The organism is Gordonia otitidis NBRC 100426, assembly GCF_000248075.1.
Classification (GTDB): domain Bacteria; phylum Actinomycetota; class Actinomycetes; order Mycobacteriales; family Mycobacteriaceae; genus Gordonia; species Gordonia otitidis.
Window position 1 is genome coordinate 1 of the sequence record NZ_BAFB01000106.1, and the last position, 15,098, is coordinate 15,098.

Here is a 15,098-nt window from a genome sequence, read left to right on the forward strand (position 1 = left end):
GCAACCAGCACACGAGGCGTCGAGCCCGCGCCCCGCGCTGTCGCTTCCCCCGGAACTCCTCACGAGCGTGGTGGACGATCCGATCCTCGCCACCGAGGACGACGCACCGCGACGCGTGCAGAACTGGAAACGGTCCCTCCTCGACCTCAGCACGCGCAACCGGCTCCTGAACCTGCGGGCTTCCGCTGAAGTTATCGACCTTCACGTACCCAGTGGTGGCCTTGCGATACTCGACGACCTAGCCCACGCAGGAAAGCGGATCACGTTCACGCCGAGCGATGAACTTAGCGCCATCCATCAACTTCAAGGTGCTCGCCGGGCGGCCGACATCGAGCCGTCACTACTTCTCGAATACCTGCAAGACGACCGCAATGTGTACGTAGCGCTGGGCAAGGACGCGTACACGCGCCGCTTCAAGCAACTGTCACGCACAGCCCGAACGATGTTCGAAGAGACCGGAAGCGCAAACCTCTACCTCACGCTCGGCGCCATCATCCACAAGGTATCCAGCGGGACCGAGGCGCGGGCACCCTTGTTCCTCCTACCGGTCAAGATCGTCGGCGGGACGGGGAGGAGCCCGTTCGGAATCGAGATCGACTCGGCCGGGATCGCCACCCCGAACCACTGTCTCGTCCAGTGGCTCAAACTCAAACACAACGTCATCATCGACGCACTCGAAAATCCCAAGACCGACGCGTCCGGAATCGACATCTCCCATGCATTGCGTTCCATCCGAGAGGCTCTCGTCTCCGAGAAGCTCGACCTCCGCATCGACGAGGTGGCGACCGTGTCGATCTGCCAGTTCGGCACCTTCGGCATGTGGAAAGACCTCGAAGATAGCTGGGAGATCCTTGAACAAAGCCCCATCGTCGCGCACCTAACCCACAATGCGGGCTCCTCCTTCCACGACCCACAGGCCGACGATGACACCCTTCTCGAACAGATTCCTGTCGACGAGACACAGGTTCCGGTGCCTATCCCGGCGGACGGGTCGCAGCTGCGCGCGATCGCGCTCGCAGCGGAGGGACGCTCATTCGTGCTGGAAGGCCCTCCCGGTACCGGTAAATCGCAGACAATCACCAACTTGATCGCCCACGCGTTGAGCAAAGGCAAGACCGTCCTCTTCGTGGCCGAGAAACAAGCGGCACTGGACGTCGTGAAATCACGTCTGGCAAAAATCGGCCTCTCCGATTTCGCTCTAGACCTTCACGGGAAATCGCTGCGCCCGAACGAGATACGCGAGCAGTTACGTCGCGCAATGGACAACTCGACCGCGTACAACGAGTACGGGTGGAGCGCTAGGCTTGCCGAGTTCAGGTCGAAGGCGGCGCCGCTAGAGGACTACCCCAGCAAAGTGCACAGCCGCAATGGCATCGACGAATCGCTCTGGCGCGCATACGAAGCCGTCGTCGCTGTCGGTGACGGACCGTCGGCACCCGTTTCCAAGGCGTACGTCACGCAACCACAAGAACCGCAATCCACCATCGTCGACGCGTTGGAACAGTTCTCTCGTGCGGCTCGTTCTGTGACGTTGGCCAAGGGAAGTCCATGGGCTATCGCCGGTCCTGAGCCAACCTCTTCCGCGGATGAGATCTCTTCCGCTACTGCTCAACTCTCGCAGTCGCTGCGGCTGGTCAGCGAGCATTCGCTGACCGACCTGCTGCGACAGCTCGAGGGTCCCGAGCGAATCGCGCGGATACTCCCCCAGGCACGTCGTCAACTCGGCCGACCGATACCCAAGAGAGAGATCGTCCAGTGGTGGCAAGGACCCCAGTTCACATCGACGAAGGCCTCACTGTTCGCCGGGCTGACGGCGCTGCAGAGCAGTAGCGCATCCGTCGTCGCAGCACTGACTCCTCTCTTCGTGGAGTCCGGCGACGTCGAATCGTTGATTGCCCAAGCCGTGGAGGCGTCGAAAGGGGTCTTCGGAAAGAAGAAGCGCCACGAGCAATTTCAACGCGATCTCGCTCCATTCACGCTAGATGGCAATGGACTTGCCCCCGAGAGCGCACTGCCATTGCTCCGCGCTATCCCCACCATTCGAGATGCGTCGACGCGCCTGCGCTCCGACGTCGCTCAGACCCTCGGCCCCTACGCGCCGGCCAGCTGGAACCCGCTGTCGCCGGACGCGCAAGCCGCGCTGAGTGATTCGTTCACTTACGTCGAGGCAACAGCCGCATTCGCCCAGTCCGAGGCTGCATCATGGAACCTGCTGGTCTCGGTTGGCTTCCCCGACGAACCAAGCATCGGCGTCCTTGAGCACGTCGTGTCGGCATGGGAGGCATGGCACAGGCGTCTGCGTCCATCCACCGATGATGCAAAGCGCTGGCTCAACGGCCGTGGCTGGATCGAGAGTTGGACTGAGTCCCAGGAGGCGTGGGATACCGATGCTGCCGAGTCGGGCTCGCGACACATACTCGGATGGTCTCGCGCATCAGCGTTCCTCGAGCCCTTACGATCGGCCGGGATGGACGATGTGGTCAGTTCTCTGCTCGACGGCGAGCTGCCAGCATCCGATGCCCCTGTGGCATTCATGAGGGGCGCAGCGAAGATGTCGGTCCGAGAGCGACTCGACACCGAGGGACTGGCGATCTTCGACGCCGCACTACGAGACGGCGAAATCGACGACTTCGCTCGGGCGTCCGCGGCACTACGCGACGAACAGACCAAAGCCCTTCCGGCGCAACTACTCGCACGTCGCCCCTTCAAGGAGGGCGGTCTTCGCGGCGAGGTTGGCGAGCTTCGTCGTGCGCTGGACAGGAAGCGCGGCGGCGCGTCGTTCCGCAGTCTTGTCAGCAGGTACGGCGAGCATATCCAGGCTGCAACCCCGGTGATGTTTGTAAGTCCCGCCTCGCTGGCGCAGTTCATACCCCCTGGCTCGATTACGTTCGACCTCGTTGTATTCGACGAGGCGTCGCAGGTTACGGTTCCCCAGGCGATCGGCGCGCTTGGACGTGGACGGACGGCCGTCATCGCAGGCGACTCGCAACAGATGCCTCCGACATCGATCGGTCAGGTGACTGCGAATGATGACGATACCGATGACGATGACGTCGTCGTGCCGGCCGACATGGAGAGCATTCTTTCGGAGTGCGTCGACTCCGGGGTTCCGCGTCTCTGGCTTTCTTGGCACTACCGCTCGCAAGACGAATCGCTCATTAACTTCTCCAACCAGAAGTACTACGAAGGCCGTCTGGCGAGCCTCCCCTCTCCCGGTGGTGACGACACCGCGGGAGTCGAGTGGCGGCGCGTGAACGGTCAGTTCAATCGCGAAGATCGCAAGACCGAGTTCCGGACCAACCGCGTTGAAGCGGAGGAGATCGTCGCCGAAATTCGTGCGCGATTGGCATCCCCGAGGCTCGGCGCTCAGAGCATCGGTGTCGTCACTTTCAACAAGCAGCAGCAGACTCTCGTTCAGGACCTGCTTGAAGCGAGTGATGATCCCCTGGTTCGCGCGCACCTTCGGCCCGAGCTGGACGAACCAATCTTCGTGAAGAACCTCGAGAACGTGCAGGGCGACGAGCGTGACGTCATCCTATTTTCCGCTGCGTTCTCGAAGCGGCCGGGCGAGTCCAATCTTCCACTGAACTTCGGCCCCCTATCGCAAACCGGAGGCGAGAAGCGATTCAACGTCGCGATCACGCGGGCCAGGCGCAAGGTCATCATTTTCACCTCCTTCGACCCCTCTGATATCGATCTCGCGCGTACCCGTTCTGTTGGGCTTGCACACCTTCGCGGATACCTCGAGATGGCGGGGCACGGAGTGCAACCGAATCAGTCGCGCAACGACTCGCGCGGCGACGCTCCCAGCGCAGTACAGGAAGCGGTCTGCGCGGCTTTGCGTGAACGCGGCTACGAGGTCGAACTCAACTACGGATTGTCAGAGTTTGTGCTTGATCTCGTGGTGCGAGAAACACATTCACCGAAGTGGCAGGTCGCCGTCATGCTCGACGGGCCGCGTTGGGCGTCACGTCCTACGGTGGCCGATCGTGATCTGACACCACGTCTACTGGAACCGATGATGCATTGGGGCGCGGTAACTCGGATATGGCTCCCGGAGTGGATCGAGTCACCCGACGCTGCACTCAAGCGCGTCGACGAAGCCGTGGCACGCGCCAATGAACGACAAAAGGCACTCGAAGCGAAGATCGAAGAAGAGGCCGCGGCTCAAGCGGCGGCGATCGAGCAAGCCAAGAGCACCGACAACGAAGACACGGAGGATTCCGAGGCCGAAAGCGTTGACACAACTGAGCATTCGGAACTGCATTGGGAGAAGCGGCGCGGAGAACTGCACACGAACAGCCCATCTGTCGTCGACAGCGATTCGCGCGACTCACCTCCTCGTGTAGCTACGATCTTGGCACCTCAGCGAGCAGGTGCTGCTGAGGCACTGATCGATACTGATTCTTCGTCTCAAGCTCAACGCGATTGGGACAGTTGCCCGGCGGAATATGTGTCCGGACCGTCCACAGTTCTTGGCTCTCGCGACGACCTCGACCGAGTCAATTCGAAGTCGGTCCGATCCACCATCACCGAAGCTGCACGCCGCACGGTGGCCGCCGAGGGTCCTATCGAGCTCGACCGCTTGGCGAAGGACATCGGGAGGCGCTTCGGGTACGACCGTGTCAGCGCCGCGCGTAAAGAGTTCATCACCTCGTGCGTGCCGGACTCACTTGTCCGAAAAGGACCGCTGGGGAAGTTCGTGTGGCCACACGACGTCGACATAGACGGCTGGCGCGGCTTCCGATCGACCCCGGCCGACCTGACCCGCCTTCTTCCCGACATCGCACCCGAGGAGATTGCCAACGCAATGGCTTTCGCTTGTCGGGGGCGCGAACTTGACGACGAGACACTGATGCGCGAGACACTCGCGCTGTTTGGTCAGAAACGACTCACGGAGCAGAATCGTGAACGACTGCGCGCGTGCATTGTTTACGGGATCGAGTCGGGTCGCTTGCTGCGCGTCCGTGGTGCGATCAGAGCGGGGGCGTGACGCTGGGGATCGTCCGTCACCATGCCCTCACTTGTGCGACAACCGACGGTAAGATGAGGCCGTGCCTTCAGATCTGCCACGCAACGGTTGGCGGTGGCCTGCGCTTCGGTACGAACCCGTCTGGCGTGCCCTGAGTTCATCTCGAAAGCCTCCCGGACGTTCTGCGCAGGATCGGTATGGAACTCCTACATTCCGCCCGGCACACTGAGCAAGGCTCAGTTCGAGTCCGTCGGACTGTCCGGCCGCAAGTCCACCCGCCACCGCTCGGCGTCTTCGGCGCTGATCCCCGCAGTGGCGACCACGGAAACGAGGTCCTCCTGCCGAGCCTGGCCGAAAGCCAGACGGTAGTAGGCAACGCGTCTCTTGGCCCGCTCGATGCGCGCCTCGTCGACGCTGAGCTGATACGGCATCACGTCGCGCAGCACCTTATGCGGCCCCGGGTACACCCACTCAGGTGCTAGGCCGGATATTTCCGAGTGCGGCGCATCTTTCGCAGCAATGTCGTACGCGGTCCTCCACGGGTTGCCCGTCGCGAGCATCTCAGCACTGTGTGCCGCCGCAATATTGCGCCGCACCGCGTGGCCGCGATAGCGGTTGACGCGTCCGTCGCGCTGCTCGAAATCTACCGGGCTACTAGGGATGTTCCAGTGCACGATGTTGTGGCACCACGGGTGAAAATCGATCCCCTCCTGCCCGACGCTGGTCGAGACGATGACGAACGGCCAGAACGGTGAGTTGAACGCCGTGCGTACATCGGTCGCACGGACGGAGCTTTCGTCGTTCTTGGTGTCTCCATACCTCAGCGCGAACCGCGATCGGAAGTCAATGTCGTTCCCCTCCCCCAGCGGGTCCTTCGCCTTGTAGATTGCGGGATTGAGCTTGAGCGCTTCGGCTGCTCGTTGCGCAAATCTGATGAGCGACTCGTCGGAATGCGCCGACTCGCCCTCAACAGCTTCGAGATGGAAGAGATACTCGTCGAGCACAGCCTGCAGATTCCCGTCGGCGCAATAGTTCAGCACGCGTTGCCAATACGGCAAGTCCTCGCCGTAGAGGTCGTCGAGGATGAGCGAGGATTCCCACCGGTTGAACAGCGTCCGAAGTCCACTCGCGAGCACTGCCGCGGCCCTCCACCTTCCCCCGAGCGTAACCCGCGACGTGTCGCCGTCGAGCCGACCCAAGGCTCGCCACGCACAATTGGCGGGCGAATGAAGCGCCAGACGCGCGGTTGCGCGTGTCAGACCACGAGGAATCACATCAAGTTGAGGATCGATGCGCCTGCGGTGAACCGCGACCGCTTCGTTCACATATTCGTCGAGTGCACTGATGGTTTCAGTAGGTTCGCCTCGACCGGTTGATGCGTCGTCGAAGCGGGCAGCGATCGCGTCCGCAGGCGTGAGCCCGGCGACCTCGACCGTGAGCGCCTCGTCGAGCTTGGAGTCGGAGATCATCAGGGGCCACTGCCACAGGAGCGAGGCCACGTCACTCGCCCCGGATTCTGTCCATCCCTTCGGAAGACGCGCAGACAGCTCCCCAGCGAATCGGACCTCAGCATCCTCGCGGTCGTACGGTCGCCCGGTTGCGCTCGCCAGTCGAAGCGGATCGGTTTCGTCCGCAAGACCGGGCAGCGGAAAGAAGAGCATGAATGCAGCCATCGCGGCCAGATCCTGCCCGCTGCGTCGGAACTGCAGTCGCTGCGACACGTTCTCGCGGCTCGCCGTGACCCTCTTCGCCTTCACACGATCAGCCCGAGCAATGCGTCTGCTCGCATCGTGGCTGAGCAACGATGCCACCGCCGTGGGAGTTGCACTCCACGCCGAGAAGACCAGCTTCTTGGTCATGTTCGCCAACTCTGGATCAGCATATGGCCCAGCTGGTTTCAGATACGGCACCGTTGGCGGCACCCACAAGAGTTGTTGCCAACCGCGGTTCGTTGTGTCGGCCATCAGCGAGTCGAGCCGAGGGTTCTGGCGTGAGAGCTCCTCATACCGGTCGACGACGACAGGATCCAACCGGTCAAGTGCTTGAACTGCGGCGCGCACTTCCGGATCGTCGAGATTGTCGGCCGCGAAACTCCCCAGCTGGTAGGCATCCATGAAGTGGACCAACTCGGGCACCGACTTCCACAGGTCCATCGGCAATCGAGCGCCTATGAGTTCAGCCAGCTTCGCCAGACCGAGGTACTGCCGGACGTCGTCAGCCGCGACCGACGCTGCCGGCTGCCGCCGCTCACTGACCATCGAGTCCGTCACCGACGCCGGGCGCTCCGTACGACACATCACTCCCATGAGCTCGTGTCGCAAGCGATCACGCAGGTCAGTCGGGTCTCGGTCAGTGGTCACCGCTTCTCGGTACTCATTGAGGAGCTTGGCGATACCGTCAGCTCGCTCGGTACCGGCTTGCTCAGATAGTCCACGCGCTAGGAACTCCAGCGTGTCCATGAACTGCGTCCGATGCGTTCCCGACGCACTACTTTCGTCATCGATGTCGTAAGGCTTGTACGGAGTTGCCGACAGCAGCAGGACACGAGCGGCGTCGTAGTCGAACATCTCGCGTGCCAGTTCGCTGACTGGCGAATCTTCCTCCAACAGTTCGGTGAACCGCTGGAACTCATCGAGGATCACCAAGTCTGGTTCCAGAGCCTCCACGCCTGCGCGCGCCAAGAGTCGCCGCAGCCGGATCACAACTTGCGCAGCCGCTTTCGAACCTCCGGGCACCGAGGGCTTGCCCTGTGTGTCATCGAGGAGCTGGGTGAACTCGTCGAGCGCAGAGAGTTCGTGCTCGTCGTCGAGGGTGCGGAGCAGTTCGACGAACTTCTTGACGATGACCGGGTCCAGCAGTGGGCCGCCGTCGCTTTCCGCCTGGGCTCGAAGGTCGTTCTCGAGCTGCTGGACTCGGTGTTTGAATGACTGCCAAGTAGTGACCGTGCCCTGCAGGATTCGGTAGCCAGCGGTGGCCCGAGCGCCACCAAGCGCGAGTTCATCGCGCAGGATGAGGTATAGCAGCGCTCGCTCTTTGGCTGTGCCTGTCCTCCATCCCTTCTCAGGAAAGGAGGTCCGAGGCGTCAGTGAGATGAGGTTGACGGGTTTCCCCACACCTGGAGTCGGCTTCGACAGTTGCCTAGTCGACGTAGCGAGCAAGGTGAGTCGAGTCGACATGCTCACCTGATTGCCAACGATGTTCAGCCGCTGCAAGTTCTGCCGCGCAATGTCAGCGTTCGAGCAGATATAGACGATGTCGATACGGTTGACCGTCGGATCGTCCTGAAGCTCCTCGACCGCTTTGGCCACCACTCCCCTCGCAACGATGCTCTTACCCAGACCCGTCTCGTCCGCAACAAGGTAGCGCTTTCCTGACTGTCGCCCGTAGAACACGTCGGCCACCTGGTCGACCGTTGCCCGCTGAAAGGGCTTCAGGGTGTCCAATACGCCCTCGGCGGAAAACTTCCGATCAGACACGGGTGACACTCCGCTCGGAGCCAGTCGCGGACTCGATCGCGGTCCAGAGATCGCGGAACCCCTCCGGCAAGACCCGGTGCGGGTCATCAGCCTTGATGATTGCGGTCACCACGCCCGCCAGTTGATCGAGTACCGTCGGCTTGGATACCGCCGCACGCATCAGTTGTTCGAACATTCCCTGCTCCAAGCTCTTCCACTGACCACCTGCGGTTCCGGCACCCGCTTCGCCGTCGTCGGTTTCCTCCCCGACTTCACCGAACGCCAGCAACAACGCCAAGAACTTTCGGAAGGCATCCGGACTGGTGATCTCGTGGGTGACGATGCGGTCGAGGCGGCCTTCGACGTCATTGAGCAGCGCAGCTTTGACAACGGTTCGGCTCCGACGATCACCGGAGTCGCGGGCGGAAATCACAAAGAAGGCTGTGACGTCGGTCAGCGGCACCTTTTCGTACGTCACTTCGACTGGGAACCCTGGCGTCAAGGTCTTCGACGTCGACGGATCGGTCAGCAGCTCGATCTTCATCGTGACAGCGGAGTCGTACGTCGGGACTATGAGCTCGCTTCTCACCTGCATTCCGATGCGGTCCCCGTTTTGCGTGACTCGAGCGGTCAAGGGAACTGCGGCTACCGCTCGCACGTAGGAGTCCAGTGCGTGCTGAGGATCGTCTTCCGTCACGTCGGCGGGTTGTATCTCTGTCTTCTCCAGAAGAGAGCCGAGACCGTCGTTACCGAGTAGTTTCTCGACGCCGAAGATCGTAGAACTGCCAACTAGTTCGACGAGGACCTCGACGTTGAGGTCAAAAGCGGGACCTGTCGCGTTGGTCGAACCTATGAACAGGTGCGCGAGCTTCGCCCGCTCCAGGGCGAAGAGCTTGGCATGGAGCCCATTGAACAGTGCTGCGTCGGAGCCAGTTTCGTCGTCGGCAGGCAAGCCTGCCGTCGGCGAGAGCACATAGGCGTCGTCGACCCAGTCGGCGATTTCCTGACTCAGCCCGTCAAGTGCGTCTTGACGAGATACGACGGTCAGTGGCCCTCTGGCGTATTCGGCGAAGCGCTCAACGCCCTCGTCCTGGAGGAACGGCGAGATCACAAGGTGTCGATAGCCCGAGAAATCGGGTCTGGCGTTGGGCCGTCCGGGCACGCCGAATACATGGAAGATGAGGTCTTGTACGCCGATAGGATTCGTCCACTCGGCATAACGAAGCAGTTCGGCGAACTCAAACAGTCGTTCGCGCCGTTGCACACTCAGCGGTGTCGTCGGTGCGTCTGCGAGATGACGTAGGAGGTCGACGACAGGCTTGTTCCGCGCAGACGGACTGGTGGTGATCTCGCCGTCGAGCGTGACCACGATGTCCCACGACCGGTCTCGAGTGAGGTTGCGGGTCAGGACAATCAATTTGACGAGCGTGTAGCCCTCCGGATCGGAGTACCTCGCCAGCCATAGTTTGGGATGGAACAGACCACGGGTAGGAGTGATTCCGTGAATGGCTGGTTCGAGGAGGGAGAACAGCCGCGATCTGTGCCGTGGGACGACAAGTTGGCCATTCTGATGAAAGATGTCGATCGCGGCGATAGTCGACTGAACGGCAGCGATCGTCTCGACAGGATCGGCCGACTCGGCCCGGGCACTACCTGCGAGCGCCAGACACGGTAGCAGCGCACTCTCGAGATCCAATGTGAATGTAGTTGTGGCGAGTTGAACAAACTCGTATCCCGGAAGCGGCGTGAGTTCACGCAGCAACGTGGTCCGTGTGTCAGGCGTTAGCACTAGCGAGCCCCTCTCGGACGTCAACGAGGGTGCGTTGCACGTTTCCCCACCGATAGTTCAGGCGGCCAGCGCCCGAAGCACCGCGCCAATTCTTGATGAGTCGATCGTTGTTGAGCCGAGACGACTCTCCTTTGTTCTTGCGTTCCCTCTCGGTGATCATGGTCCGAATCTCACTACTGGATGCCAGGTCGTGGGCATCTTGCGCACGGACCCGAGCGATCCAATCGTCGACGAAGAGCTTGGTCGCGGGGCCGACAGGGTTGCCCTCGCGCCCCCGCAGCACAGTGGCCCAGAAGTCGGTCAGGTCCCATCCGCTCAGTGCTTCCCGATTGAGTTCGAGTTCGTCAGCCCACTCAGCCAGCGCGTCTCGATACGAATCGACGTACGACTCGCCGCCAGCAGCGAGCTGGTCATACCGCTCGGCGACGATCAGGTTGTAGATAAGAGCGGCCCCGTTGATGGTCAACGAAAACAGCCGTGCGTGTTCGACGACGCTCCTGATGTCGTCCGACGCGCGAGCCACCGCCGAGTGCGTCCACGGGAGTGCGGCATCCGCAGGATCTTCGTCGAGGCCGTCTGCAAACAGATGCGCGAGATAGCTCCCTGGACAGGTCATCAAGATCCGCTCGCGGAACCATTGGGCTTCGTCTTCGGTCATGTCCAGCCCGCTGTCGAGGCTGCCGGGGAAGCCCGGCGGCGGACTCACGGGTACGTCCCACGTGTAGGACTTGGGGTCGCACAGGATGCCGTAGCGCTGAAGAGCTGACCAATAGATCTGCGACGGAAGGACGCGGACCGCTTTGCCCGCTACCTTGCCGATCATTCCGTCGACCGCGGGAGGTGTGCGCAAGACCTCGATGAGCTTGCGCTCTTCGAGGCGCGCCTTCGACACCAGCTCGGTGCCAGTGGACTTCTTGGCAGCGCGTTGGAAGATCCACGGGATGATCGCGAAGTAGCGCGGGCGGGTGTGCAGTGTCGAGGTGCCGGGAAACATCAGGTCGCCCAACCCATCGCGGACCTGGCCGATGCCCAAGTCGTCGAGCGTGCTCACGTCACTGAACAACCTCACTATCTCGCGCATCCGCCGCTCGTCGCTGGCCGACGTGTCCAGCCAGGAGATGCTCGACATGGTGCTCCTCCCTACAGCTTCTTGCCTAGATCGAAGAGCGCGTACTCGAGAACCTCTGGGCTACCGAGCTCAATCGCCGCCTCCTCCGCGATGTGCAGATAGCGAAGATAGTCCTCCAGTCGAACTAGACCTTTCGACGGCATCTCGGGGTCAACCAATTCGTGGAGCCCGCGGCGAACGAAGGCGTCGAGGATCAGCGGTCTGGGCCGGTCGTTCGTCGCGTAGCCAGCGAAGTACAGGAGCTTGGTCCCGAAGGCCATCCCGAACCCCTTGATCCGATCCGTACGCAAAAGAGCCTTCCAACCTTGTTCGGCTCCGCCGTCGCGCGTTGCGTTTACGATAGCCGCGAGTTTGTCCGCAGCATCAGGTTGAGAGAGCACCCTTGACACTCGCGTTGGCCCGTAACCGACGGTCCCATAGCCCCACGCCATGGACAGCAAGAAGAGTTCTGTGGGATCGCCTCCCGCCCGCTCACGGATGTAGCCGCGCTTGATTCCCCCGTACGTCTCTACATGTTTTGATAGCTCGTCGAAGGCTCTTTCACAGCCGACGAAACTGCGCCGCCAAGCGTCCGGCTTCCATGGCACGGTCTGCCCTTCTACGTCGGCGCTCGTGTACGCCATCACGGCTTCGGGCAGTCGCACCATCGTTGCCTCCTTGCACAGGTGAGTCATCACCTCAGTCGTCCAAACAGGCTCGACTGTTACGTGCGGGAACCGCCCAGATTGAGCCGGATTGGCCTCCTGTCCTTCGATCGGACGATACCAACCAACTTGTCCGACTCGTCCGATACATTCAATTCGACATCGCGCGTATGCACTATTCGAGGGGAATGCCATGACCGGCCCGCACCTGCGCCAGTGCTTCTTGAACGCTGGTCAATCTCGATACGCAGCTACCGGACGTGCCCGGGGGACTATCACACGCCCCGGCGTCAGATCTCATACAAGCCTTGGTGGCGCGCTAGTGGCACCTACCGTGCGCGCAGCCAAGGAATCTAGCCCAATGCGCTTGAACACGATCCTTTGCCACGGACGCGACAATTTGGAGGTAGTCCTTGCCTGGAGAACTTAAGTACACGAAGTCGGCCGGCGACACTTTCAGCGCGACTCTTCGATCACCCCTCGGCTACAAGCTAATTGTCACTGGCACTCTAGACGTAGTCGAGCCTGAGTTTGACGGACATGACCCGATGTTGGGCAATCCCGCTTTAGTTCACAACGCTTGGGCTTATGCGAAACACAGGACGCTTGCCGATGCCGCTGAAGACGACAAAGAGAAGAAGAGCCACTTGGCGCAAGCTAAGACCCATGAACAGGCCGCCACCGGAATCGCTGAGCTTGCCGAATCCATCGGCCCAGTGGTTCGTCGCGCGTGGTGTTCTGGTTGCCTTTCAATGTCTGATCAGCGAAAAGTCGAGCGTGAAGGACTCGGGATCCCTATCTGCTTGTGTACAGCATGCGGATCTCCCACTCTCAAATGTGCGTCGCCTACATGCGAGAATATGGCCGTCCGGAAGCTCGGGGCAATCCGCGTGCCGCAGTTCTGCGCCGAACACCGGCATGAAATACCGAGTTTTTCGCGAGCTAATGAGAAAGTGCAGCGGCTCGAAGACTATCCCGAGCTCCTTGAATTTGAAGCTGCGAACCTTGCCCGTGTATCGCGGATTACTCTAGCAAGCACTGCCGCCGCAGGTGCGGTAGCGACGGGTGGAATACTGGCTGCTCCTGCCCTTGGGGGAATAGTTGGCAGCTTAGCGGGATACACCGGTGCAGCCGCATCGAGTTACGGATTGGCTTTCCTCGGTGGCGGAGCTGTTGCTGCTGGCGGCTTCGGAATGGCGGGTGGAACATATGTCGTGGCAGCTATGGGAGCAGCACTCGGGGGCGCGCTAGGAACCAGCGTTACTAACGCCTACGTCGGCGAAGACAAGTCTTTTCGGATCGAGAAATTCATTGATGGCCCTGGTACACCGGTCATCGTTGCTCGTGGCTTCTCGACCGAAAAGGACCGTAACTGGGCCGCCGCGATGGATGCAGTCGAAAACCGCTATCCAGACTCCCCCATCTATCGACTACATTGGGGGAGCAGGGAACTGAACGCCCTCGGCATCCTCCTCATCAAGAACCTCGGCGTCAAACAGGTCATGGGAGTCGCAATGGGGCTGGCCGCTCGGGCTAGCAAAACGGCAAAGCTCGGCCCGCTGGCGCCAGTTATCCTAACGTCAGACCTTATGAAGAATCCTTGGCATACAGCCAAAGTTCGCGCCGATCGAACAGGTGTCGCACTCGCTGGAATTCTTGCTCATACCGAGTTGGAAAACGTGATCCTGGTCGGTCACAGCCTCGGTGGCAGAGCGATGATCACTGCTGCCGAGACTCTCGCCACAAGCAAGGACGGTCCGTCAATCGAACAGGTTCACATCCTGGGTGCTGCCGAGGGCCAGAAGAGCGACTGGCGCCTTCTCAACGAGTCCGTGTCGGATAAGGTGCATAACTACTACTCAACCAAAGACGGCGTGCTCAAATATCTATACACGACGGCCCAAGCTGGAAGCACCGCTGTTGGATTGAAGGGTTTTCGGACCTCTTACCCGAATATCGCGGATCACGACGTAAGCGATGAAGTTGGTGGGCACTCGGAGTACTTTTCCAAAGTTAAACTGCGGTAGTTCTGACGCTCGAAGTTCGCGCGGTCGAATCGCTACGCTCACCCAACGTCACGGACAATTTTCGCCCCGGCAGTCCTGTCGACGCGTATTGCATACCTTCACTTATGCAAGCAACCGAAGGTAGGCGGCGGCCATGCCGTCAGACGATCTCACTCGCAGAGTTAAGCATCTGCGAGAAACGCAACGCATCGGGACGACGCCGTGCTCGCGATCTTCGGCGCGCCGACCAACCTCGAGGAGCTCCCAGGCTCCAAATGAAATCGAATGTGGCAGGCCGTCGAGGTGACTGGCGCGCTCGATGCCTTCGCCGACCGGGCTGTGCGCCGTCGGCGATAGGCCGTCAACCCACCGCATGGCTCGCTCGACCAACAGACTTCTCGAAGAGATCTCCCCCACCGCTCCACACGCCTGTCCGATTCTGCATAATCGACACCGTGATCGGAGTCACTCCGCGACCCTGACCCCCAGGACCACCACACCGAGCCACGCAAGCCTCAGGAGCACCCATGCAGAGCACCATGCAAGACGCACCGCTGCAGATCGCGCAGATCCTGCGCCACGGCAGCACGGTCCACGGCGACGCCGAGGTCGTGACCTGGACGGGAGACGGCTCGCGGCGTCGAAGCTACGCCGACGTCGGACGACGCTGCGCACAGTTGGCACACGCCCTGCGCGGGCTCGGCATCGACGGCGACCAGCGCGTTGCGACCTTCATGTGGAACAACGCCGAACACCTCGAGGCCTACCTGGCCGTGCCGTCGATGGGCGCGGTCCTGCACACCCTCAACATCCGACTCTTCCCCGAGCAACTGATCCACGTGGCCAACCACGCCGAGGACCAGGTCATCATCGTCGACGCGTCGCTGCTGCCCCTGCTCAACCCACAGCTTCCGCAGCTCAACACCGTCAAGCACATCATCGTCACCGGCGACTCGACCGACGGCGTCGACGCTCCCGACGGCGTGCAGGTGCACTCGTACGAAGCGGTGATCGCCGAGCAGCCCGTCGAGTTCGACTGGCCCGAGGTCGACGAGCGTTCCGCCGCTGCGATGTGTTACACGTCGGGCACCACCGGTGACCCG

The 15,098-nt window shown here is 61.4% G+C and carries 7 protein-coding genes; 3 read left to right on the forward strand and 4 right to left on the reverse strand.

Annotated elements, in window-relative coordinates:
- The first annotated feature begins 70 nt into the window (after positions 1-70).
- Positions 71-4,993 (forward strand): DUF4011 domain-containing protein, encoded by a 4,923-nt coding sequence (locus GOOTI_RS10825; RefSeq protein ID WP_233425476.1) that lies wholly within the window; start codon positions 71-73, stop codon positions 4,991-4,993.
- Between the two features lie 215 nt (positions 4,994-5,208).
- On the opposite strand, the gene GOOTI_RS10830 is transcribed toward GOOTI_RS10825, so the two are convergent.
- From GOOTI_RS10830 to GOOTI_RS10845, 4 genes are all read right to left on the reverse strand, one after another.
- Entirely contained in the window at positions 5,209-8,448 is a 3,240-nt protein-coding gene (locus GOOTI_RS10830; protein ID WP_007238626.1) for a DEAD/DEAH box-containing ATP-dependent helicase, read from the reverse strand.
- A complete protein-coding gene (locus GOOTI_RS10835; protein ID WP_233425477.1) occupies positions 8,441-10,123 on the reverse strand; it encodes a phospholipase D family protein in 1,683 nt (560 codons plus the stop codon). The genes GOOTI_RS10830 and GOOTI_RS10835 overlap by 8 nt, the downstream gene beginning before the upstream one ends.
- Before the next feature lie 79 nt (positions 10,124-10,202).
- A complete protein-coding gene (locus GOOTI_RS10840; RefSeq protein WP_007238628.1) occupies positions 10,203-11,345 on the reverse strand; it encodes a DUF6361 family protein in 1,143 nt (380 codons plus the stop codon).
- A gap of 11 nt (positions 11,346-11,356) precedes the next feature.
- Complete coding sequence (locus GOOTI_RS10845) at positions 11,357-11,992, reverse strand: 8-oxoguanine DNA glycosylase OGG fold protein (protein WP_007238629.1); 636 nt, start codon at positions 11,990-11,992, stop codon at positions 11,357-11,359.
- Positions 11,993-12,402: 410 nt separating this feature from the next.
- Here GOOTI_RS10845 and GOOTI_RS10850 point away from each other — a divergent pair, with 410 nt between their 5' ends.
- Positions 12,403-14,016 (forward strand): DUF726 domain-containing protein, encoded by a 1,614-nt coding sequence (locus GOOTI_RS10850; protein ID WP_007238630.1) that lies wholly within the window; start codon positions 12,403-12,405, stop codon positions 14,014-14,016.
- Between the two features lie 506 nt (positions 14,017-14,522).
- Positions 14,523-15,098: AMP-binding protein (locus GOOTI_RS10860; protein WP_007238631.1), on the forward strand; the 576-nt coding region annotated here is incomplete at its 3' end.